This window comes from Pseudomonas sp. IB20 (assembly GCF_009707325.1).
GTDB lineage: Bacteria > Pseudomonadota > Gammaproteobacteria > Pseudomonadales > Pseudomonadaceae > Aquipseudomonas.
In genome coordinates this window covers 618,639-641,839 of sequence record NZ_CP046103.1, presented here as the reverse complement: position 1 = coordinate 641,839, position 23,201 = coordinate 618,639, and the positions used below count along the sequence as shown (strand labels likewise).

General features: G+C 62.4%; 18 protein-coding genes. 12 read left to right on the top strand and 6 right to left on the bottom strand.

The window, feature by feature from the left end:
• Positions 1–33: 33 nt before the first annotated feature.
• The gene (locus GJU48_RS02830; RefSeq protein ID WP_017253590.1) at positions 34–630 is read left to right on the top strand and encodes a MarC family protein; all 597 of its coding nucleotides are present in this window, start codon (positions 34–36) and stop codon (positions 628–630) included.
• Here GJU48_RS02830 and GJU48_RS02825 read toward each other — a convergent pair.
• The 5 genes from GJU48_RS02825 to cobG form a co-directional block, all read right to left on the bottom strand.
• On the bottom strand, positions 627–1,409 hold the full coding sequence (locus GJU48_RS02825) for a hypothetical protein (protein ID WP_094949789.1): 783 nt from the start codon (positions 1,407–1,409) through the stop codon (positions 627–629). The two genes, GJU48_RS02830 and GJU48_RS02825, sit on opposite strands and share 4 nt — an antisense overlap.
• Before the next feature lie 237 nt (positions 1,410–1,646).
• Positions 1,647–3,284, bottom strand: a complete 1,638-nt coding sequence (gene cobJ, locus GJU48_RS02820; protein ID WP_094949788.1) for a precorrin-3B C(17)-methyltransferase — start codon at positions 3,282–3,284, stop codon at positions 1,647–1,649.
• Positions 3,284–4,015 (bottom strand): precorrin-2 C(20)-methyltransferase, encoded by a 732-nt coding sequence (locus GJU48_RS02815; RefSeq protein ID WP_094949787.1) that lies wholly within the window; start codon positions 4,013–4,015, stop codon positions 3,284–3,286. The genes cobJ and GJU48_RS02815 overlap by 1 nt, the downstream gene beginning before the upstream one ends.
• Positions 4,015–4,641 carry a precorrin-8X methylmutase gene (locus tag GJU48_RS02810; protein ID WP_094949786.1) on the bottom strand — a complete coding sequence of 209 codons (627 nt, stop codon included), beginning with the start codon at positions 4,639–4,641 and terminating at the stop codon, positions 4,015–4,017. The genes GJU48_RS02815 and GJU48_RS02810 overlap by 1 nt, the downstream gene beginning before the upstream one ends.
• Positions 4,634–5,980 carry a precorrin-3B synthase gene (gene cobG / locus GJU48_RS02805; protein WP_094949785.1) on the bottom strand — a complete coding sequence of 449 codons (1,347 nt, stop codon included), beginning with the start codon at positions 5,978–5,980 and terminating at the stop codon, positions 4,634–4,636. The genes GJU48_RS02810 and cobG overlap by 8 nt, the downstream gene beginning before the upstream one ends.
• Before the next feature lie 38 nt (positions 5,981–6,018).
• Here cobG and cbiE point away from each other — a divergent pair, with 38 nt between their 5' ends.
• The 11 genes from cbiE to GJU48_RS02750 all read left to right on the top strand — a co-directional run bounded on the left by cbiE (position 6,019) and on the right by GJU48_RS02750 (position 18,518).
• Complete coding sequence (gene cbiE, locus GJU48_RS02800; RefSeq protein WP_094949784.1) at positions 6,019–7,224, top strand: precorrin-6y C5,15-methyltransferase (decarboxylating) subunit CbiE; 1,206 nt, start codon at positions 6,019–6,021, stop codon at positions 7,222–7,224.
• On the top strand, positions 7,221–7,940 hold the full coding sequence (locus GJU48_RS02795) for a cobalt-precorrin-6A reductase (RefSeq protein ID WP_094949783.1): 720 nt from the start codon (positions 7,221–7,223) through the stop codon (positions 7,938–7,940). Before cbiE ends, GJU48_RS02795 begins: the two co-directional genes overlap by 4 nt.
• A gap of 420 nt (positions 7,941–8,360) precedes the next feature.
• A complete protein-coding gene (locus GJU48_RS02790; protein ID WP_094949782.1) occupies positions 8,361–8,756 on the top strand; it encodes a DUF2946 domain-containing protein in 396 nt (131 codons plus the stop codon).
• A gap of 46 nt (positions 8,757–8,802) precedes the next feature.
• Positions 8,803–9,285, top strand: a complete 483-nt coding sequence (locus tag GJU48_RS02785) for a copper chaperone PCu(A)C (protein ID WP_094949781.1) — start codon at positions 8,803–8,805, stop codon at positions 9,283–9,285.
• Between the two features lie 64 nt (positions 9,286–9,349).
• On the top strand, positions 9,350–9,712 hold the full coding sequence (locus tag GJU48_RS02780) for a DUF2946 domain-containing protein (RefSeq protein ID WP_094949819.1): 363 nt from the start codon (positions 9,350–9,352) through the stop codon (positions 9,710–9,712).
• 93 nt (positions 9,713–9,805) lie between these two features.
• Entirely contained in the window at positions 9,806–11,866 is a 2,061-nt protein-coding gene (locus GJU48_RS02775; RefSeq protein WP_094949780.1) for a TonB-dependent copper receptor, read from the top strand.
• 137 nt (positions 11,867–12,003) lie between these two features.
• Positions 12,004–13,386 (top strand): PepSY-associated TM helix domain-containing protein, encoded by a 1,383-nt coding sequence (locus GJU48_RS02770; RefSeq protein WP_094949779.1) that lies wholly within the window; start codon positions 12,004–12,006, stop codon positions 13,384–13,386.
• Between the two features lie 152 nt (positions 13,387–13,538).
• Positions 13,539–15,647 carry a TonB-dependent receptor gene (locus GJU48_RS02765; protein ID WP_094949778.1) on the top strand — a complete coding sequence of 703 codons (2,109 nt, stop codon included), beginning with the start codon at positions 13,539–13,541 and terminating at the stop codon, positions 15,645–15,647.
• Between the two features lie 131 nt (positions 15,648–15,778).
• A complete protein-coding gene (locus GJU48_RS02760; protein ID WP_094949777.1) occupies positions 15,779–16,567 on the top strand; it encodes an ABC transporter ATP-binding protein in 789 nt (262 codons plus the stop codon).
• Entirely contained in the window at positions 16,564–17,511 is a 948-nt protein-coding gene (locus GJU48_RS02755) for an ABC transporter substrate-binding protein (RefSeq protein WP_094949776.1), read from the top strand. The genes GJU48_RS02760 and GJU48_RS02755 overlap by 4 nt, the downstream gene beginning before the upstream one ends.
• Positions 17,508–18,518, top strand: coding sequence for a FecCD family ABC transporter permease (locus GJU48_RS02750; RefSeq protein ID WP_094949775.1), 1,011 nt, complete (start codon positions 17,508–17,510; stop codon positions 18,516–18,518). The genes GJU48_RS02755 and GJU48_RS02750 overlap by 4 nt, the downstream gene beginning before the upstream one ends.
• 2 nt (positions 18,519–18,520) lie before the next feature.
• Here the strand turns inward: GJU48_RS02750 and GJU48_RS02745 are convergent, their stop codons facing one another.
• Positions 18,521–23,200 (bottom strand): DUF4329 domain-containing protein, encoded by a 4,680-nt coding sequence (locus GJU48_RS02745; RefSeq protein ID WP_256671195.1) that lies wholly within the window; start codon positions 23,198–23,200, stop codon positions 18,521–18,523.
• Between the last annotated feature and the right edge of the window lies 1 nt (position 23,201).

Below are 23,201 nucleotides of genomic sequence, written 5' to 3'. Positions count from 1 at the left end.
CTCCCCACTTCCCCCGCCCGCGAGCCGCCCCCCATGCTCCACGTGTTATTCAGCGTTTACCTGAAGATGCTGGTGCTCTACAGCCCATTCTTTGTGCTGTCCTGCTTTATCAGCCTGACCCGGGGTTACTCCAGCAAGGAACGCCGGCGGCTGGCCTGGAAAGTGGCCCTGGCAACACTGGTCTCGAGCGTATTGCTCTACCTGTTCGGCCGAGTCATTTTCAGTGTGTTCGGCATCACCGTGGACGCCTTCCGCATCGGCGCCGGCAGCGTGCTGTTTATCTCCGCCCTGGGCATGGCCCAGGGCAAGTCAGCGGTGCAGACCGACAATGTGCAGCAGGACGTGACCATCGTGCCGCTGACCATCCCGCTCACCGTCGGCCCCGGCACCATCGGTGCGCTGCTGGTAATGGGCGTCAGCCAACCGCATTGGGATGACAAGATCATGGCCATCCTCAGTATCGCCCTGGCCAGCCTCACGGTGGGCGTAGTGCTGTACCTGTCCAACCGGATCGAACGCATCCTGGGTGACCAGGGCTTGCAGATAGTGAGCCGGTTGATGGGGTTGTTCGTGTGCGCCCTCGCCGCGCAGATCATCTTTACCGGGGTGCGCGGTTACCTGGTGCCCTAGATCCGGTACTTGGCGATTGCCAATTGCACCTTGTCACCTGCGCTTTCGCGCATCAGCTGAACAGTTTTTTCGTTGACCACCGAGGTATTCAGCACCAGGCAGGTCTGCCCGCTGAAGGCCTCGAACGAGGCACTGTCCCATTCCAGAAACGGCAGCCCCAGCTGTTTGCTCACGCCGTGGGAGCTGTAAGTCACCAGCACCATCGTCACTTCGCCATCGGTTTCGGCACAAGACGCCAGGCCAAAATCACCGCCTTGGTGCACCGTGCTGTTGCGTTTGAAAAGCTCGAACGAGACGGGTTGACGCTTGAGCGCCTCCAGCGCGTCGGCCGCTAATTTCGGCAGTGCGGCGAGCAATGGCCCGGCCAGCGAAGTCGATGCCAGCATTGTCGCAATGATATTCAGCGCCGCCAGTTGTACAGTCAGGCCCTTGCCGGAGCTCGACACCCGCTTGAAGCGGCTGCGCACCGGCAGCCAGCCCAGGCTGACCATCACCTTAATAAATTCGTCGTACCAAACCTCGGTACCGCGCTGCACCTTCAACACATCGCTGACATAGCTGCTCGCCAGCAGGTAGCTCTTGCGCACGTACTCGCGGTTCAAGGCGGACATGCCCTCGATAAACGAGATCACCCCGTTGTTCACCACGGCCGCGTTGCAATCATCCTCCACGGTGCCCACCGGTACAGAGGGCGTCTTTCCCGGTGCGCCTGGCAGCTTGTAGGCGGCAATCAACTTGCGCCTTTTCGCACTGATGATCCTTTTGTGATGTCGCTCCATTTTCAGTTCTCCACAAGCACCCCACATGGGGTTTTCCTCCACACTAGTCCAGTGGCGGGCGGGCTTTCCAGGCGACAAACATCGCTTGGCCCACCCGTGGAAAAAGCGCCACCCAGCAATAACGAGGCGTACACGCAGGCCGTCCGGATTTCATCGATAAAAAAAGAAAAAGCTCCGAGTAGCAGCAGGTTTTCACCCAGCGTTACTCGGAGCCTTCTTGCGTGCGCCAGGCCGTTTTCAGCCGGCGGGCTTCTCGCCATACCAGCGCGGCGTATACACCCAGTCACCGCCACCAGCACGTGGGAACACGCACGTGGTGGACGAGCCGATCAGCACCATGGTGCGCATATCGACCTGTTCCGGCGTCAATTGCCCAAGCGTGGTGACACGCAGGGTCTGGCCTGGGCGACCGATGTCGCGCCCCAGCACCACCGGGGTCTGCGGCGTGCGGTGCAACGCGACGATCTCCAGCGCGCGGCCCAGCTGCCAAGGCCGCGAACGCGAGATCGGGTTGTAGAACGCCAGGGCCAGGTCGGCCTGGGACGCGAGGTCCAGGCGCTTTTCGATGATCGACCAGGGCTTGAGGTTGTCCGACAGCGACATCACGCAGAAGTCATGGCCCAGCGGTGCACCCGCCTGGGCGGCGGTGGCCAGCGAGGCCGAGACACCCGGCAGGATCTCCAGGTCGACCTGATGCCAGGCCGGATCGCTAGACTCGTGCAAGGCTTCGATCACCGCAGCGGCCATGGCGAACACGCCGGGGTCGCCGGACGACACCACGACCACGGAACGGCCCTGCGCGGCCAGCTCAAACGCGTGACGCGCGCGCTGCATTTCCTCGCGGTTGTCCGTGCAGTGCTGCACTTGATCGTCGCGCAACGGCCCGGCCATGCGCACATAGGTTTCATAACCCAGCACATCGGTGCAGCGCGCCAGTTCAGCCTTGACCGCCGGCACCATCAACTCGGCGGCGCCCGGGCCCAAGCCGATCACCGCCAAACGACCACGCGGGCGCCCGACATGCGCCAGGTCCAGCGGTTGCTCGGCAACGCTGATGACGATGTCGGCCTCTTGAGTCACGCCAGCAAAACGCAGCGGCACACCCAGTTCCAATGCAGCCTCATGCAGTGAAGCGTCGGCCATCTGCAGCTCGCTGGCCAACAGGCAGGCCAGGGCTTGCAGCGCAATGCCTGCGTCATGTAATGCCGCACGCACTCGCTCAGCCAACTGCACGCCGGGCTTGCAGGTGACGCATACGTTCTTTGGATAAATCAGCAACTCGTTAGCCGAAGGCACACGTTCGGTGCTGCCCACATGAATCGCCAGGCGCGCGTGCTGATCCTGCGGCAAATTGGCCTGGTCCAGCCAAGGCGCCGCGCCTTCGATGCGCACGCTTTCGCCGGCGAGCAGGTCCGAGACGAAACGCTTGCCCAACTCCAGGTCCGCCAGCTGATAACCGGCCGGCGGGTTCAGCAGGCAGGTGCCGAAACGCAACTCGCCACTGGTGGTGATCGCGGCAGACACGCCCAACGCGGCGGCAATGTCGCGCGCCATCAGGTTCACACCGCCGAGGCCGCCGAGCAAGGGCACCACGGCGCTGCCGTCTTCGGCCACAGCCAGCACGGCGGGTTCCTCACCCTTTTCCAGCAGCAGCGGCGCCAGGGTGCGGATCACGATGCCGGCGGCGCACAGGGCAATCAGCGGTGTGCCTTGTTGATACAGCTGGCGCAGGGTCGCGCCGAACTCACTGTAGGTCTGGTCGGCACCTTCAACCCGCCCGGCCAAACCATGAATCAGCGCGCCGGGGTAAACCTGCGCAATCTTGCGCGCCGTGGCCAGGCTGCCCTGACCCAGAATGACGATCGCCGGGCGCATCAACCTTGCCACCTTTCACCCGGCACGATGATCAGCGAGAAATACGGCGAAGACGCCGGGTCGACCTGACCCAGCGGCACGATTTTCTGGTTGGCCATGGTCGCGCGCTCCACATACAGCGCACGCTCGGCCAAACCGAGTTCTTCCAGCACCTGGCGCACCTTGGGGAAGTTGCGGCCCAGTTTCATGATCACCGCCGCATCGGCATCCGCCAGGCGACGCTTGAGGTCGTCATGGGGCAGCACACCCGACAGCACCGACAGGCTCTGATTGCGATACACCAACGGCGCACCGAGTACCGAGGCGCCGCCGAGCATTGAGCACACACCGGGGATGACTTGGGCTTCATAGCGCTCGGCGAGGCGGTCGTGCAGGTACATGTAGGAGCCGTAGAAGAACGGGTCGCCTTCGCAGATCACCGCCACATCGCGGCCAGCGTCCAGGTGCGCCGCGACGTCGAGGCTGGCCGTGTCGTAGAAGTCGCTAATGACTTGCTCGTAAGACAGCGGCGCCGGCAGCACTTCGGTGGTCACCGGGTACACCAGCGGCATCAAGGTCTGCTGCGCGACCAAGTGGTCTTCGATGATGCCGAAAGCGTTGCCCTTCTTGCCCTTGGCCACGAAGTACGCCACCACCGGCGACTCGCGCAGCAGGCGCAGGGCCTTGAGCGTGATCAGTTCCGGGTCGCCGGGGCCCACGCCCAAGCCGATCAAACGTCCGCGTGCCGGCATTATTCGACCTCCGTGGCCAAGGCGTTAACCGCTGCGGCGGCCATCGCACTGCCGCCCAGGCGGCCCTGCATGATCACGAACGGCACGCCACGGCTGTCTGCCGCCAGCATCGCCTTGGATTCGGCGGCGCCGACGAAGCCGACCGGGAAGCCGAGAATTAACGCCGGTTTCGGCGCGCCGGCATCGAGCATTTCCAGCAGGTAGAACAACGCGGTCGGCGCGTTGCCGATGACCACCACGCTGCCTTCCAGGTGCGGGCGCCACAGTTCCAGCGCGGCAGCGGAGCGGGTGTTGCCCAGCTCCCGCGCCAGCTCCGGCACGCTGTCATCGCGCAGGGTGCAGATCACTTCGTTGTTGGCCGGCAGGCGCGTGCGGGTCACGCCTTCGGAGACCATTCGCGCATCACACAAAATCGGTGCGCCAGCGGCCAGCGCATCGCGCCCGGCCTTGCCTGCACCTTCGGAGAACTGCAGGCCGTCGATGGCCTCGACCATGCCGCAGGCATGAATCACCCGCACCGCGAGTTTTTCCAGGTCGGCCGGGATGCGGTCCAACTTGGCTTCCGCGCGAATAATGGCGAAGGAGTTGCGATAGATCTCCTGACCGTCGCGGATGTAATCAATCATCGGTGTTGCTCCGTGAGCGTGCGCGTAACAGGGCGCCCGCCGCTTCAATGGAAAGAGTGCGCGCGTGCAGCCGGCCGAAACCGGGTTGGGCTGCGTCGCGAAAATAGACGTCGTAGTGGCCGGGGCTCACCGCCAGCAAGGTGACCGGCGCGGTGTGTGCGGCGGCGCAGGAGCGTGGGCAGCCGGACAGGTGCACCTCAACGCCGGGTTGCAGCGCGGCCAATTGCAGGGCGTCGACCTTGGTGTCGGCCAGGCCTTTGCCGCAGCCACTTGAGCCCGTGCAGGCGATCATGCGCGCCAGGGGTTGGTCGACTGAGCAGAGAAAGCCCAACCGCTCCAATCGCGCAGTAACGGCGTCATGATTTTGAACATTGGGCAGCAGCACGCCCTGCCAAGGCGTAAAGCGCAACGTGCCGTCGCCACACTCACTGGCCAGCTGCGCGACGCCTTTAAGCATGGTTGAATCCAAACGACCCAATGGCGCAACGGCGGCGACGTAGAACTGATTTTTTTGACCCTGTGGATAAGTCCCTAAATGCAATAAAGCCTCACTGGCCGGGCGTTTGAAGCCATCCACCGGCAGCAGCGGCAGGTTTAGACGGGCCAGTAAGTTATCCACAGCCAGATGACGCATGCGAGTTTGCGTCGGGGTCGCCAAGTCGAGAAACAGCTCGAGCACGGCAACGACCAAAGCATGACCTTGCTCTAGGGGCACAGCCGCCAATGGCGCATCCAACCCCGGGCAACCGGCTAAGCCAAAGGCCAACAATGTTTCACCATCACGCTCAAACGCCGACAGCCACAGGTCGTGGTGATGCTCGAGCATCGCCAGGGCCTCAAAGCCATCCAGCTGCACGGCGAACTTGGCCGACAACTCATGAAACCGTGGATGGTTTTGCAAGGTGGCGAGGATCTGGTCGGCCAGCGGGCGGGTGTCGAACAGCATCTGCGGGTCGATGCCGGCGCTGGGGCTGAGCATCAGGTTGCGCACATCGTCGCCAGCGGCGTTGTTCGGGCCAAGGCCTGCGGCCAGCAGCGCGGCAATCAAGGCGCCCTGCTCGGCGCCAATCCCGCGAATCTGCAGATTGGCGCGGTTGGTGGCCTCGATCACCCCGCCCGCATAGGCTTGGGCTGCATCCGCCACGGCAATCGCCTGGGCGGCAGTGATCGACCCACCGGCCAATTTGATTCGACAAATGCCACCATCCAACGCCTGGACAATACGCAGCAACCCCGGACAAGCCGAGGGGCGCAAGGTGTTCAGAGCAGGCGTTGGGTTCACGGGGCTACCGGTTGACGGGTAAAGGCGCGGTATTATGCCTGCTTTGTCCGGTGGCATGAAAAGCCTGCCCGTCGGATGTCGTTCAAGGAATTGATATGTCGCCCTGGCTGACGGTAGTAGGCATCGGTGAAGACGGCTTCAAGGGGCTGGGCAGAAACGCCCGGCACGCCTTGTTGCACGCCTCCCGGATTATAGGCGGCCAGCGTCAGTTGGACCTGTTGCCGGTGTGTATTCGTGGCGAGCGTCAGTTGTGGCCTAGCCCGTTTTCCCTGGCGCCGGTGTTGGCGCGGCGCGGCGAGCCTGTGTGCGTGCTGGCCAGCGGCGACCCAATGTTCTATGGCGTGGGCGCCAGTTTGGCGCGGCAGGTGGCGGCTGAAGAGTTGCTGATTTTGCCGGCGCCGTCGTCGGTGTCGTTGGCAGCGGCGCGGTTGGGCTGGCCGTTGCAGGAAGTGGTGACATTGTCAGTGGTCGCGCGGCCGCTGGCGGCGCTGAATGCACATTTGGCCAGTGGCGTGCGGTTGCTGGTGTTGAGCAATGACGGGCGCAGCCCTGCGGCGATTGCCTCGCTTTTGGTTGAGTCCGGGTTTGGGTCCAGCCGGTTGACCGTATTTGAACACTTAGGCGGCGTGGATGAGCAGCGTATCGACGGACTGGCCCAGTCATGGGAGCACACCCAGGTCGCCGATTTGAACGTGGTCGCCATCGACTGCCTCGCCGACGCCAATACGCCGCGCCTGTCGCGCCTCGCCGGTCTACCGGATTCGGCGTTCAAACACGACGGCCAACTAACCAAGCGCGATGTGCGCGCCATGACCCTCGCCCGCCTCGCGCCGATGCCCGGCGAGTTACTCTGGGATGTGGGCGCGGGCAGCGGCTCTATCGGCATCGAATGGATGCGTGCCCACCCGAGCTGTCGTGCACTGGCGATTGAAGCCGATGCCGGCCGCCAAGGCCTGATCGAACATAACCGCGACGCCCTCGGCGTGCCCGGCCTGCACCTGATTCGCGGCAAGGCCCCGGACGTATTACACGGACTGGAAGCACCGGATGCGATCTTCATCGGCGGCGGCGTCACCCGCGACGGCGTGCTCGACACCTGCTGGCAACACCTGCGGCCCGGCGGCCGCTTGGTGGCGAATGCCGTGACCCTGCAAAGCGAAATGACCCTGATGGCCTGGCGCGCGGAGCACGGCGGCGAGCTGACCCGCATTCATGTGGCGCAGGCCCAGCCGCTGGGTGAGTTCGACACCTGGCGCCAGGCGCTGCCGATCACCTTGCTGGAAGTGGTCAAACCACTATGAAACGCATCCTGCTGTTGGGCGGCGTGACTGAAGCCCTGGCCATTGCCCGAACTCTGGGCCCGGAGCACATCTATAGCCTGGCGGGCGTGGGCCGCGTACCGACGGACCTCACATGCCACGTGCGTGTCGGCGGTTATGGTGGCGTTGAGGGCCTCGTGCAGTTTGTCCGTGAGGAACACATCAGCCTGATTCTCGACGCCACCCATCCCTATGCAGCTCAGATCAGCCGGAATGCTGCCGAGGCTGCAACGCTGTCCGGCATCCCTTGCTGGGCGTTGCGCCGCCCGGCGTGGCAACCGCAGGCGGGCGATGACTGGCGTGAGGTCAGTGATTGGGCCGAGCTGATTGAAGCGTTGAAACCCTTCAAGCGGCCGTTGTTCACTCTTGGGCGCGAGCCGTTGCAGCATCTCGAGGAAATTCCGCCGGAGCAGTTCTGGACGCTGCGCGCGCTGGATGTGTATCCGGGGAATGCGCGCTGTGAAGTCATCGGTGCGCGTGGGCCGTTTCTGATCGAGGATGAGCGCGCGTTGTTTGAGCGGCGTGGGATTGATGTGCTGATCAGCAAGAACAGCGGCAGCACGGCCACTGAACCGAAGCTGGAAGTGGCTCGCGAGCTGGGAATGCCGGTGCTTGTATTGAAGCGTCCAGTGTTGGCTGCGGTAGATCGAGAGTTCACCGACGTGGCTGCGGTGCTACAGGCAGTCAACACTCTCTAAACACCACCTTTCCAATGTGGGAGCGGGCTTGCCTGCGATGCAGACGGCTCGGTCTTCCAGTTAGGCCAAGGTGATGCCATCTGGCTGCGGTAGATCGAGAGTTCACCGACGTGGCTGCGGTGCTACAGGCAGTCAACACTCTCTAAACACCACCTTTCCAATGTGGGAGCGGGCTTGCCTGCGATGCAGACGGCTCGGTCTTCCAGTTAGGCCAAGGTGATGCCATCGCAGGCAAGCCAGCTCCCACAGGGTTCAACGTCACGCCGGATGTCGCGACCCGTCTGAAAAATTGGCAATCCGTGGTTCCCGACTATCATGAAGGCAACCACTGCGACACCAAACCACACCTGCGCTTTTTACTTATCCCCACCGATCAGGCTAAATACCCACCTGATCGTTTAACCCTACGGATTGTCCGCCATGGCCCGTCAACGCTTTGCAATTGTGTGGATCGCCTGCTTTGCAGTGCTGTTCAACGCCTTTGCCATGCCGATGGCCAGTGCGATGCAGCAGTCCAGTGACCCCGTGCAGCAATTGCTGTGGGGCAGTTTCTGTTCGTCTAATGGCGCCAGCCTGAAGACCATTGCCCTGGGCAAGCTGGACATTCCGGCGCCGCAGCAGGACGACCACTCCACCATGCAGCATTGCTGGTGTTGCTCGGGCTCGCCGCCGCTGGTGGCGTTGCCGGGGCATGTGCCGCAGTTGTACGTCACACGGTTTGCGGCGGTGCAGAGCCTGCCGCCACCTTCACTGCAAGCGCCTACACCGCGCCAGCAATGGCCGAGCCTCAACCCGCGCGCCTCTCCAACGGCCTGATTTCTTCGCAAGTGAACTGCGTTTAGAACCGTTCTGGAGAACTGCCATGCTCAAATCTTCCCTGCTTCTGGCTGCGTTGTTGCTGCCGGTGTGCGTTGCTGCCAATGCCGATGACTACAAGGCCGGCGACTTGCTGGTCAGCGGTCCCTGGTCTCAGGAATTGCCGCCCAATGCGCCGACCGTCGCGGCGTATTTTGTGATTCATAACACCGGGGAAACGCCGGACCGCTTACTTAGCGTCGAGACGCCTGTGGCGGACAAAGCCGAACTGCATGAGCATGTGATGCAAGGCGACTTGATGAAGATGCAACAAGTGCCCAGCGTTGCCGTGCCGGCCAAGGGTGATTTGACCTTCGCGCCGATGGCCTATCACGTGATGCTGCTGGGTCTCAAAGACCGTAGCCTGTTGGCCGATGGCAAGCAATTCCCACTGACCCTGACGTTCGAAAAAGCCGGCAAGGTTGAAGTGGAAGTCTCGGTTCAGAAAACGCCACCGATGGCGGGCCACGAGCATATGCACGCTCAATAGGCCAACCTCGATGGGCGCCCCTCGCGCCAGGTTATCCGCGCAGCGCCGCAAGCCCATGGGCTTGATGCGCGGCAGTTGGATCAGCCTGTTCGCCATGCTGATGATCTTTATCGGTCCGCTGATTTCCCAAGCGATGCCGATGGATCATCACGCCGGTATGTCGATGGAAATGTCCATGGACATGCCCAACTGCCATGGCGCCCCACCGCAACACAGTAAAACGCCTGACGAACACCACGTGCTCTGGGAAAAGTGCGGCTATTGCAGCCTGCTCTTCAGCTGCCCGGCCCTGCCCGGCAGCGTGTCCTACGTCACCCTTGGCACCCCGCCGCCGGCCAACGCCCTCACCCCCGCCCCACGCCTGGGCCATGCCCGGCAGAGCATCTTCCCCGGCGCCCGCAGCCGCGCGCCACCCATCACCGCGTAAGCACTTCACCGCGTTACTTCACCCCGGCCGACTTTAGACAGACAGCCGCAGGCTGCTGGCCGTGTTGTTTACGAATGATTGATGGAATTTTTCATGTCCAGGTTTTCTGCTGACACCCGTTTGGGACGTACCCCTGTTTTCGCTGTTCTGTGTGGCGCACTGTTGGTGCCACAGGTTCACGCGGAAGATCATGATCTGAGCCCCACGGTGATCACTGCGATTGCCCCCAGCTCGCCGCTGACCGTGATCACCAACCCGAAAGACCCGCGCCAACCTGTGCCCGCCAGCGATGGCGGCGACTACCTCAAGACCATCCCCGGCTTCGCCCTGGTGCGCAACGGCGGCACCAATGGCGACCCGGTGCTGCGCGGCATGTTCGGCTCGCGCCTGAATATCCTCACCAACGGCGGCATGATGCTCGGCGCCTGCCCCGGCCGGATGGATGCGCCCACCTCGTATATCTCGCCGGAGACCTACGACAAGCTGACCGTGATCAAAGGCCCGCAAACCGTGCTCTGGGGCCCGGGCGCCTCGGCCGGTACCATCCTGTTCGAGCGTGAGCCGGAGCAGTTCGGCGAACTGGGCACACGGGTCAACGCCAGCGTGCTGGCCGGTTCCAACGGGCGCTTCGACAAAGTCATCGATGCCGCCGCCGGCGGGCCGCTGGGCTATGTGCGGGTGATCGGCAACCAAGCGCATGCCGATGACTACAAGGATGGCAACAACGATACGGTTGCCTCGCGCTACGACAAATGGAACGGCGACGTCGCGGTCGGCTTCACCCCCGACGCTGACACCCTGCTGGAACTCACCGCCGGCCGTGGCGATGGTGAAGCCCGCTACGCCGGGCGCGGCATGGACGGTTCGCAGTTCTTGCGCGAAAGCCTGGGCCTGCGTTTCGAGAAGTCCAATATCGGCGAGGTGCTGGATAAGGTCGAGGCCCAGGTCTACTACAACTACGCCGACCATGTGATGGACAACTACAGCCTGCGCACGCCGTCGGGCACCGGGATGATGGCCGGGCCCATGGCCTCCAACGTCGACCGCCGCACCCTCGGCGCGCGGATCAAGGCCACTTGGCGCTGGGCCGATGTGCAGTTGATCAGCGGCCTGGATGCGCAGACCAACGAGCACCGCCAACGCAGCAGCATGGGCATCGACACCTACAAGAATCTGCCGCGCAACAAAGACGCCAACTTCCACAACTACGGGGTGTTCGGCGAACTGACCTGGTACGCCGCCGACCGCGATCGTCTGATCACCGGTGCGCGCCTGGACCGGGCCTCGGCCAAGGATTTCCGCCAGCGCACGGGCTCAGGAATGATGTCGCGCCCCAACCCGACCGCCGACAACACCCGCGCCGATACCCTGCCGTCAGGCTTTATGCGTTATGAGCATGACTTGGCCGACAGCCCGACCACCGTCTACGCCGGGCTGGGCCACGCCGAACGCTTCCCGGATTACTGGGAGCTGTTTTCGCCCAAAACCGGCGCGGCCGGTTCGGTGAATGCCTTCGATGGCGTGAAGCCGGAAAAGACCACCCAACTCGACTTCGGCGCGCAATACAAAACCGCGGATGTGGAAGCCTGGGCCTCGGCTTATATCGGCCAGGTACGCGACTTTATCCTGTTCGATTACAAGCCCGGCATGATGGGCACCACCTCCCAGGCGCGTAACGTCGATGCACGGATCATGGGCGGCGAACTGGGTGCAGCCTACAAGCTGACGCGCAACTGGAAGGCCGACGCCAGCCTCGCCTACGCCTGGGGCAAGAACAGCAGCGACGGCAAAGCGCTGCCGCAAATGCCACCGCTGGACGCCCGTTTCGGCCTGACCTACAGCGAAGACGACTGGAGCGCCGGTGCCTTGTGGCGCGTAGTCGCGGCGCAAAACCGCATCGACCAAAACAAGGGCAACGTGGTCGGTAAAGACTTCGACAAGAGCGGCGGCTTTGGCGTGTTCTCGCTGAACGCGGCGTACCGCATCAACAAAAACTTCAAGGTCAGCACCGGCGTCGACAACCTCTTCGGCAAGGCCTACGCCGAGCACCTGAACCTGGCCGGTAACGCAGGCTTCGGCTACCCGGCCAACGACCCGCAAGCCATCAAGGAACCGGGGCGCACGCTCTGGACCAAGGTGGACATGAGCTTCTAACAGCATCGCGGGCAAGTCGAATCGTCGCACCGCCGCTCCCACAGTTGAAATACATTCCCCTGTGGGAGCGGCGGTGCGACTTGCCCGCGATGGCTGCATAACTGACAAAAATTTTTAAAGCCTTTGCGGAGCACCTGATGACCACTCAAAAGATTTCCTTCTACAACCTGGCCTGGCGTTGGCACTTCTACGCCGGGCTATTCGTCGCCCCTTTCATGGTGCTGCTGGCCCTCACCGGCATCATCTACCTGTTCAAACCCCAGCTCGACCCGCTGATGTATGGCGACCTGCTCAAGGTGCAAAGCGCCGAACACGCATTGAGCGCCGACGAACAATTGCAACGCGCCCAGGCGGCCTTTCCCCAAGGCAAGATCAGCAAATATTTGCCGCCTGCCGACGCCACCAGCAGCGCGCAATTCGTGATGCGTCACGATGGGCGCGAAGTGACCGTGTTCGTCGACCCGTATCGCGGCACCGTGCTTGGCGAACAGGATGCCAAATACAACCTGCAAGCCATCGCCCGCGCGTTGCACGGTGAGCTGATGATCGGCACCGTCGGCGATCGCCTGGTGGAACTCGCCGCCGGTTGGGGCGTGATGCTCGTGGTGTCCGGCGTGTACCTGTGGTGGCCGCGCGGCAAGTCGTCGGCCGGGGTCTTGTGGCCGCGATTTAACACACGTGGCCGGGTGTTCTGGCGCGATATGCACGCGGTCGCCGGCTTCTGGGGCGCGGTCTTTTTACTGGTGATGCTGCTCAGCGGCATGACCTGGACCGGCTTCTGGGGCAAGCAATACGCCGAGCTGTGGAACACCTTCCCGGCGGCGATGTGGAACAACATGCCGCAGTCCGATCAGCAGGCCCGCGTGCTCAATACCGCCAGCCAGCAAACCGTGCCCTGGGCCATGGAAAACACGCCGATGCCCATGTCCGGCGACCACGCCGAACACATGAACCACGGCGCCATGCACTCTGGCCCGGCCGCCCCCACCGTGCGCCTGCAACACGTGGTCGACCTGGCCAACGCACGTAAGGTCGAGCCCGGCTACAGCATCACCTTCCCCACCACCGCCGAAGGCGTGTTCACCATCGCGGTATTCGCCAACGACCCGCGCAACGACGCCACCCTGCACGTGGACCAATACACCGGCAAAGTCCTCGCCGATGTGCGCTGGGAACACTACAACACCGTCGCCCGTGCTACTGAGACCGGTGTGATGCTGCATGAAGGCAAGATGTTCGGCTGGGTCAATCAACTGATCGTGCTGGTGATTTGCTTGATGATTCTGCTCAGCGCCGTCAGTGGCGTGGTGATCTGGTGGAAGCGTCGGCCCGTGGGAGGTTTGGGTGTTCCGCCGTTGCGCCATGACCTGCCGAAGTGGAAAACCGCGATGGTGATCATGCTCGGGCTGGCGATTATCTTCCCGTTGGTGGGCGCGTCGTTGATCGTGGTGTGGGTATTGGATCGTCTGGTGTTGGCGCGTTTTTTCAACCCACGTGAATCTGCCTCAGGTTCTGCATGAAGCAGGCGAGATGCCCACGGCAGAGCCCTTCTGTAGCCTTGCGCGACTTTCGTCGCGCAGCCAATAAGTGTTAACTTATAACACTTTCTGCGTTATCGTTGCTCGCCGCGCCCTGCGGCGAGCACACCCTTCAAGAAGTGATTGATCGTCCGATGAACAAGTACCTCGCGTGCGGCCTGTGCCTGCTCGCCCTGCACAACAGCGCCCAGGCCCTGACTCTGCCCGCCAGCCCCGTGACTGCGCCCGCCGTGGATGACGAGCGCGTCGACCTGAACACCCCGACCACCGCCGGCTCGCGCTTGAACCTCACGGCCTTGCAGACGCCCGGCAGTGTCGAGAGCCAGACCGGCGAGAAAATCCGCGAACGCGGCGACGCCAGCGTGCAGGACGCCATCTCGCGTGCCTCCGGCATTAGCCGCACCGGCACGCCGGGCGACGGTGGCACCTCGTTGCAGGCACGCGGTTTTACCGGGCAGAGTTCGGTCATGCAACTGTACGACGGCAACCGCATGTACACCGGCATGGGCACATCGACCTTCCCGGTGGACACCTGGGCGGTGGAGCGCGTGGACGTGCTGCGCGGCCCGGCTTCGGTGCTGTACGGCGAAGGCGCCACCGGTGCGGTGGTCAATACACGCTCGAAAAAGCCCTTCACCGGCGACATCGAAAACCATGTCCGCCTGGGCTACGGCTCTTATGATCGCCAGCAGCAAGCCCTGGACAGTGGCGGCTCGCTGACCGACACCCTGAGCTATCGCCTGAACCTCAACCGCCTGCGCAGCAACGGTTTCATCGACCGTGGCGACTCCGGCAGCGACTTCGTCAGCGCCGCTCTGCGCTGGCAACCAGCCGACAACTTGAGCTTCACCCTGGCCAGCGACTACGGCGACCAGCGCCCACAGAATTATTTCGGCACACCGCTGCTCAACGGCCAATTGCACAAGAGCCTGCGCGACAAGAACTACAACGTCAGCAACGACACCCTGCACTACAACGATCAGTGGACGCGCCTGACCAGCGAGTGGCAACTCAACGACAATGTCAGCGCCACTAACGAGCTGTACTACCTGAAAAACCAGCGCCGCTGGCAGAACGCCGAGAACTACAACTTCACCAACGGTCAGCTGACCCGCAGCGGTAACTTCGGCATCAAGCACAACCAGGAACAGGTGGGCGACCGCCAGACCTTCACCTTCAAGCACACGCTGTTTGGCCTCGACAGCCAGACCGTGGCCGGTGTGGAATACAACCGTATTCGCTTCCGCCTCGCCAGCAACTCGCCCTTTGACGACGTGCTTAAAAACGGCCAGCCGATCGACCTGTACCATCCGGCGCCCGCTGCGTTTCAAAGCAAAGACCCGTTCAAACCGCTGTTCGCCACCACCACTAAAACGGTCGCCGGCTTTGCCGAAAACCGCTTGCAGCTCACCGACCAACTGTCGCTGATCACCGGTATTCGACGCGACTATGCGCACATCGACCGCGATGATTTGCGCGATGGCAACCAGTCCAACAAGACCCTCACCGGCAACAACTGGAAGGCCGGTTTGGTCTATGCGATCACCGCAGACACCTCGGTCTACGGCCAGTACGCCACCAGCACCGATGGCGTCGGCGGCCTGATCTCCTTGAGCCCGGGCCAGCAGCAGTTCGACCTGTCCACGGCCAAGCAGGGCGAAATTGGCATCAAGCAGGCGTTCTGGGACCAGCGCGGCGAATGGACGTTGGCGGCCTACCACATCGTTAAAAAGAAACTGCTCACCGACGTCCCGGGCAACCCGAACCTCAAGCAGCAAGTCGGCCAGCAATCCTCCAACGGCCTGGAAGCCAGCCTCGACCTACAACTGCCCAACGCCTGGCAATTGCAAGCCAACGCCGCCATCGTGCGTGCGCAGTACGACGACTTCAAACAGGATGTCGGCGGCGTGCAAGTATCGCGCGACGGCAACCGCCCGGTGGACGTACCGCGCCGCACCGCCAACCTGTGGCTGAGCAAGGCCGTGACCGACAGCATCCGCGCCGGTGCCGGCGTGCGCTATGTCGATGCGCGTTACGCCGACATGGCCAACCAGAACGAACTGCCAAGCTACACCGTGGTTGACGCCACCGTGTCATGGAATGCGCTGCGCAATACCACCCTGGGCCTGCAACTGAACAACCTGTTTGACCGCACCTACGCCGTCAGCCAATACAACGATGGCCAACAGTGGATCCTGGGTGAACCGCGCTCGTTTTTCGTCACGGCGGACTACACCTTTTAACCGAACAACACAGGCTCCAGTGTGGCAGCTGGCTTGCCACAACAAGCCCGCTCGCCACGAAGTGCCTGATCCACCGCTATCGCAGGCAAGCCAGCTCCCACCTTTGAATTGTGTTGAACAAGAGAACATTGATGACCTCGCTCACCCTCACCGACCTTGCCTGGACACCACCGGGCCACGACCACTGCCTGCACCAGTTCCAGCTGCGTGACGCCAGCCTGCAGGTCGGTGCGGGGGAGTTTGTCGGGCTGATCGGCCCCAATGGCAGTGGCAAGACCAGCCTGCTGCGCTGCGCCTATCGCTTCAGCAAACCGGAACACGGCGACGTGTTGCTTGAGCATCAGAATGTGTGGAAGCACAGTGCAAAGTGGTGCGCGCAACGCATCGCCGTGGTGCTACAGGAATTCCCCGACGCCTTCGGTTTGCGCGTGGATGAAGTGGTCGCCATGGGCCGCACGCCCCACAAGGGTTTGTTCGACAGCGACACGCTGCACGACCAACAGCTTGTTCGCAGCGTGTTGGCGTCGGTCGGCATGCAGGACTTCGAAGACCATGCCTTCGCCACCCTTTCGGGCGGTGAAAAACAGCGAGTGATCCTGGCCCGCGCCCTGGCCCAGCAACCCCAACTGCTGATCCTCGACGAGCCGACCAACCACCTCGACCCACGCTATCAGCTGGAGTTGTTGCGGCTGGTAAAACGTTTGAACATCGGCACGTTGGCCAGCATCCACGACCTGAACCTGGCCGCCGCCTTCTGTGATCGCCTGTACGTGATCAACCACGGGCGCATTGTCGCCAGCGGCCCTCCCCACGAAGTGCTTACCGTCGAATTGCTGCGCGAGGTATTTGCCGTCGACGCCCTGATCGACACCCATCCTTTGTCCGGCTACCCCCGAATCACCTGGATAACCCAACCATGACCCTGCGCGCCCTGCTGTCTCTCGCCTTGCTGTTCGGCACTGCCCAAGCGTTCGCCGACGCGACCCATTACCCGGTGACCCTCAAAAGCTGCAACCGCGATGTGACCTTTCAGCAGGCGCCCAAACACGCGGTCAGCCACGACATCAACATGACCCAGATGATGCTCGCCCTGGGCCTCAAGCCAAACATGGCTGGCTACAGCGGCGTCACTGGCTGGAAGTCGGTAACGCCCGAAATGGCCGAGCACCTCGAAGGCCTGCCGGAGCTGGCGAGCAAGTACCCGTCGGTGGAAACCCTGCTCAATGCCAACGTAGATTTCTTCTTCGCCGGCTGGGACTACGGCATGCGCGTGGGCGGCGACCTCACGCCGCAAACCCTGCAACCCTTGGGCATCACCGTGTATGAGCTGACCGAGTCGTGCGCGTTCGTGATGAAGCGCCCGGCTGCCACGCTGGAAGACACCTATAACGACGTGCGCAACCTGGGCAAGATCTTCGATGTGCAAGACCGCGCCAACGCACTGATCGCACAGATGCAGGCGCAAGTGGCCGAGGTGCAAAAAGACCTGCCCGCCGACAAGCCACGCGTATTTCTCTACGACAGCGGTGAAGACCGCGCCATGACCTCAGGCCGCCTGGGCATGCCGCAGGCGCTGATCGATGCAGCCGGCGGGCGCAATATTCTCGATGACATCGACGCCAGCTGGACCCGCGTCAACTGGGAAACCGTGGTGGAACGCAACCCGCAGGTGATCGTGATCGTCGACTACAGCGAAATCACTGCTGATCAAAAAGAGAAATTCCTGCTCAACAACCCGGCCCTGCAATCAGTGGACGCGATCAAGAACCAGCGTTTTATCGTGATCCCCTACGTGCAGGCCACGCCGGGTATCGACAATGTGCTGGCGGTTGAAACCCTGGCCAAGGGGTTCCACGGCGAATGATCACGCGTCGCTACGCCCTGCTATTGAGTGCCCTTGGCGCGTTGTTGCTGGTGTCCTGCGTGATCTCGCTGGGGTTCGGCTCGGCGCGGGTGCCGGTGGACGTGGTGTGGCGGATTTTACTCAACAAGGCGTTCGGCATCGGTGCGGTGAACTGGAGCACGGGGCAGGAACACATCGTGTGGCTGATCCGCGTGCCGCGCATGCTGCTGGGCGCGCTGGTGGGCGCCGGGCTGGCCTTGATCGGCGCGGTGCTGCAGGCGGTGACACGCAACCCGCTGGCCGACCCGCACCTACTCGGCGTGACCTCCGGCGCCACCCTCGGCGCGGTGATCGTGGTGCTGCATGTGGGGGAAGTCATCGGCCTGCTGACCCTGCCCATCGCCGCCTTTGTCGGTGCCCTGCTGAGCATGCTGGTGGTGTTGGCCGTGGCCAGTCGTAACGGCCGCCTGGAGAGTGATCGCCTGCTGCTGTGCGGTGTGGCCGTGTCGTTCGTGATGATGGCGGTGGCCAACCTGCTGCTGTTTATGGGCGACCACCGCGCCGCGTCGGCAGTCATGTTCTGGATGCTCGGCGGCTTGGGCCTCGCGCGCTGGGAGCTGCTGGCGATCCCCGCCGCTACCGTGCTGCTGGGCTTGGTATTGCTGCTGGGCATGGCGCGGCCGTTGAATGCGTTGATGGCCGGCGAACAGACCGCCGTGACCCTGGGCCTGAACGCGCGCAACGTACGGCTCAAGGTGTTTCTGGTCGCGTCCCTGATGACCGGCGTGCTGGTGTCCATCAGCGGCTCCATCGGCTTCGTCGGGCTGATGGTGCCGCACATCGCCCGACGCCTGGTGGGCGCCGAGCACCGGCGATTGCTGCCGGTGTGCGTGCTGCTGGGCAGCGTGTTCCTGGTGTGGGTCGACGTCGCAGCACGCACCCTCATCGCCCCCGAAGACCTGCCCATTGGCGTGGCGACGGCGGCGATTGGCGGGTTGTTTTTTATCGGTTTGATGCGCAAGCGCTGAGGTCAGAGTTCGTCCCTGGTTCGTGAGTACCAGAACTCCTCGGCCTCCAGTTCTGCCTGCACCTCGCTGATATTCCACTCTTCACCCAGCACCCCCAGACGTGTCCAGAAGGCGTCGGTGACCAGCACCGACAAACTGCCCTGGCCGCGCAACTGATTGACCAGCACCCTGGGATCTGGCGCGGCCCCTGGTGCAAGAACCCGGGTTTCTGCCTCTGTAAATGCCGGCACGTACTTGAGCAGGGCACCGCCCCGGCAGGACAGGTAACAACTCTTGGCGTCGGGAAAGTTGCTCTTGATCACCGACACATAGTCGCGCAGGTCGTCCTTGGAGACGAAGTTGGCCAACAGGCTTGTGTCGATCGGTTCCAGGCTGGACGTCGAAGCAATGGTTTTGTAGAACGCCTGCACAGCGGAGATTTTGTAGGTCTTGAGCTCATGGGTGTCAGGCACGTCGAACCCGGCATGGTCGATCCAGAACAACAGTTGCAAGGTACTTGTGTCTCCCGTGCCCTGATCCTCCACCGGATCGAGGGCGACGTAGCCCTGCGTGAGCCCAGGCACCAGGACCGCGCCCAAATACTGCTGAGTACTGAACGGCGCCACCAAGCCTTCGGCATAGCGGGCCGCATCATCGGGGTAAAGAAACAGCGGCCCGCAAAACGAATGCAAACGCGGGTCGTCGGCAAACGCATGGGGCGCTTTTTTTGGCACCCACTCGGCAGTGACTCGCTCCTTTCTGCCCCAGACGTCACTGGTCACCCGAATGGACAACTCACCCGCACCTGCCAGGCGGCGCACATAGTCACGCACCGTGAGGGTGCCTTCGAGCAAGTGCGTGCGGTCCAGGTGCGCGGTGCGGGTCCAGTCGGACAGCGACGCGGTCTTGGGAAACACATACGTGAGCAGCGCACCATCGCTGCACGCCACATACAGTGGCAGGACATTGACATTGCGCGCAGAGGTCATGAAGTTGAGTGCTTTGGCGAGGTACTGGGGCGGCAGGAAGCTGCGCGCCATTTCATCCTCGGCCGAGGCGATGGCAACCGTGGAAGCGCACAGATACAGGCCATCGAGCACATAGCCTTGGGGCAACTGGCCGTCGACAAACACTTGCTCGAAGTCGGCCAGGTTATCTCTGACAAGCGCCAAGGTCGTCATGTACAGCGGCTTGTTGACTGACTTGAGCACGTAACCGAAGGCCACGTCGGTGTGCGGCTTCCACGCGCGCTGGGCGTAACGAACAGCATCCAACGCGCGGGTAAAAATCGGCCCGCAGGGCGAGTCGAAGAACACCTGGCGAATATCCCCGGCGTTGGGGCGAAATTGATTCGGCACAAAATTCGCTGTTATCTGCCTGGGCTGCCCCCATGTCTGATCGCCCTCAACCACATACAATTTACCCGCCTTCGCCACCTCAGTGATAAACGCCTGCGGCGAGAGTGCACCGCTGCGCAGTTGCTGTTCGACGCCGTTGTCGCCGTAATCACCCTTGGCCAGGTTCAGAGGGCCAAGCCGACTCTTGAGCTGCCTCTCCTCCTCGGTGCCCGACAGCTCGTAACTGAGGATCGAGCCATTTGCGCCGAACACATATTCACGCTTGATGTGGGCTTCACGGTGCAACAGGTTCGACAGCACTGCGCTCGGGATCATGCTCTTGTAGATGGATTTCTGAGTGGAGGACAGCAGCAGCGGTACTTCTTGGTCCACCTCGGACCGGTAACGGGCAACAATAGTACTGCCCCCCGGATAAAGCCCCACCTCAGCCGCGTGTTCAGGGTAGATCCAGTGCAATGCCAAGCCCTGAGGCGGAATCGCCAAAGGGTTCGTCGAAGCGAACAACCGATTGCCCAGCCTGAGGATCACTCCGCCATAACGCCGACGATGCCCGTTGCCCACCAAGGCTGCCGCGTGACGGGCCGCATCATCGGGGCTGGAAAAAGCCGGGCTTAATCGGCGAGGCGCCAAGGTTTCGTAACCGGTCCAGGTAGTGGCGACTACGCCTTTTTTATCCCAGCACTGGCTGGTACGTATCACATGAAGCCTGCCCCTCAGCGCCCACTCCCTGACGAAAGCCGAGGGCGTCTTTTTACCAGAGTTCAACTCTTCCTGCGCCTGAGTCAATAAGGTTTCCGCCGGGCCGCCCGCCTTAACGTCAACCGGTGAGGGCACATACCGCAACAGCGCGCCATCCAGGGTTGAGCAGTAAATCGGCAGGTTGGTCACGCCACTTCGATTCGCTTCATAGAGCGCGACGTACAACACCTGCGGCGTGATAAAAAACAGCGTCAGCCAAGCGTACGACGTGTTTAGCCCAGCAGGGGACCATTGCTGCGAGCGAAACAGCCCGTGCAATACAAACCCATCGGGCAAGCGGTAGCCGCCCTCAGCCTTGGGCTCAAACAGGCTGTTGAGATTGAACAGTTTGTTCTGCTGGCTGACGCCCACCACCTCACTCGCAATGTACTGTTCCTGATCCCGGCGCTTGAGGATGAAGGCAAAGCAGGCCGGCTCTGCGAAGTTACGCGCATGGACCCGCCCATGCAGGTTGCGGGCAGCCTCATCGGCACTGGCGAATACGGCGCCGTAGGTAGCGTAGGTGGGAGCGCCGGACCTCGGGGCGTAATCGAAGTTGGGCGTCCAGTCGCTGTAGACCACCGAGCGTGGGCCCCACAACGGGTTGCCCAGAATAATCTTGAAATCCCCGGCTTGAGCCAGGCGCCGGACCCAATCGAGAGGGCGGATCTGCCCGCTGTCGAGGCGCTTGCCGAGGCTGTTATCACCGGCGTGCGGGCCAATATTGGCCAGCAGTATCCGTTCCTCAGGCGAATTGTTCGGGGTGTACTCCAGCAAGCAGTCCCGCGCCCCCGACAAGTACGCCACCCGCCCGGCCGGGATGATCGAGTACATTTCATCGTCAGAGAATACCTGCAGGTTGGTCTGTGCCTCATCCCGCGTCCAACGGCGCCGCGCGACCCAGCCCGGGTCAATCATCGACAGGGCGGTGTGGGAGCCATAGCGCCCCTGCAATACGTAAGGTTCTGGCGGGATAAGCGGGCCTTGGTTGTCGCGTGGAAAAAACAGCGTGAAGGCAAATGGATTCGCCGCGCTTTCCATGGGCTCAGTGATCACAAAACGGCCGTCTTCGCCCTTGAGTACGTAACCGCCGTAGTAGCGGTCCCGCCGAGTGCCAATGCGCTCATGGGCATACACCGCCGCATCGCGCGCCGAAAGAAACGAACGACTCAAGGTCGCCGTGTAAAACGAGGTCAGCAGGTCGGAGCGGTTATCCACCCCGCCCACCCTGCGCCACAGGCCTCCGGCCTGCACCACCGACAGATCGGTCGCCGCAATGACCCTGCGCACATACGTTCGCGGGCTGAGCGTACCGGCGGCCAGAGCTGCTTGTGCGCCATTATCGTCAAGCTCACCGTCATTTTTTTGCCCGACCAGCTCCAACATGGCCGTGACCTCGGGCACCTTGAATGTCAGCAGGGCGCCATCGGAGGCGTGCATGTACAGCGACAACCCGCGAGCCGAGTCCTGGACGTCCAAGGTAGCCCGCGCCTGGCGGGCCGCTGCGACAACCTGCGCAGGCGTAAAGAAGGTACTGGCCAGCCATTTTTCCCTGGCCGCGACTTCGTCGTTCTCGTACCAGCTTCGGAAATAAATGGCCGCCAGGCGGAAATTGGACGGCAATCGAAGCTTGCCGCCGGGGCGTTCAAGAAACACTTTGTTGGGCGAAAACAGCGGCTGAGTCTTGGGCACTGCCAACGTCGCGACATAGACGTCCTCGCGAGTGTGCTTGAGGACGAACCCCATGGCGCCCGCGTCGAGTGGGCCGGAAGTCAAAAGCGCACTCAGCACGGCCGTTTCCGAGGTGGGGAACACTGAGGTGAAAAAGGGTTGTTGCAGTACGGCACTGCCAAGGGTCACTGGCGTGTTGATTCGCCAGCCTTTTTTAACCTGGCCGCGAACACCGCCCCAAACCCCATGGCCAATCAGTACCGACAATTCGCCGGCCTCGGCCAGTTTCCAAATCATGTTCTCAAAATCGCTGCTGGCCTCAACCGTTCCGGTGCGCAGTTGTTGTTCCCAGGTTTTTTCCAGCGCCGAACCACTGCTGACGTATTTGAGCAACACATTGTCCGGCCCGGAAAAATAGTGGGTCTTGGCGAACGCTCGCTGCTTGAAGCTGAAGAGTTGGTCCGCCACCGAATAGAAGTTGTTGAACAGCTGCACCTGGTCAGGCGTGAAACTTCGAAACTGTTCGCGGATTTTTGTCGCGTTGGCGGGATGGGAGTGATAGAACGCCTCGGCGCTGTAATCATCAGGCGCGATGAAGTTGCCCTCACTGTCCTTGGCCAACAACAACCCATGGTCAAAGCTTTCGTGCTGGTCCGGTAGGGGCTCGGTCGCGTAGTAGCGGTTACCACGTTTGAGAATGACACCGCCATATTCGACGTCGCGCCTCGCGCCGATAGCCTCATGGGCCCAACGGGCGGCGTCGGCGGCGGTGATAAAGGCCGGGCTGAGAACGGGCACGGGAATCTTTGAGAAGGGCCGCCAAGCAGGCGTCACGGCGCCGACCTTGTCCCACACATTACTGGCTTCCAGCACCGTCAACTCACCTGCAGCCGCCACTTGCTGGATAAACGCTTTGGGGCTGAGTTGGGCGTTCATG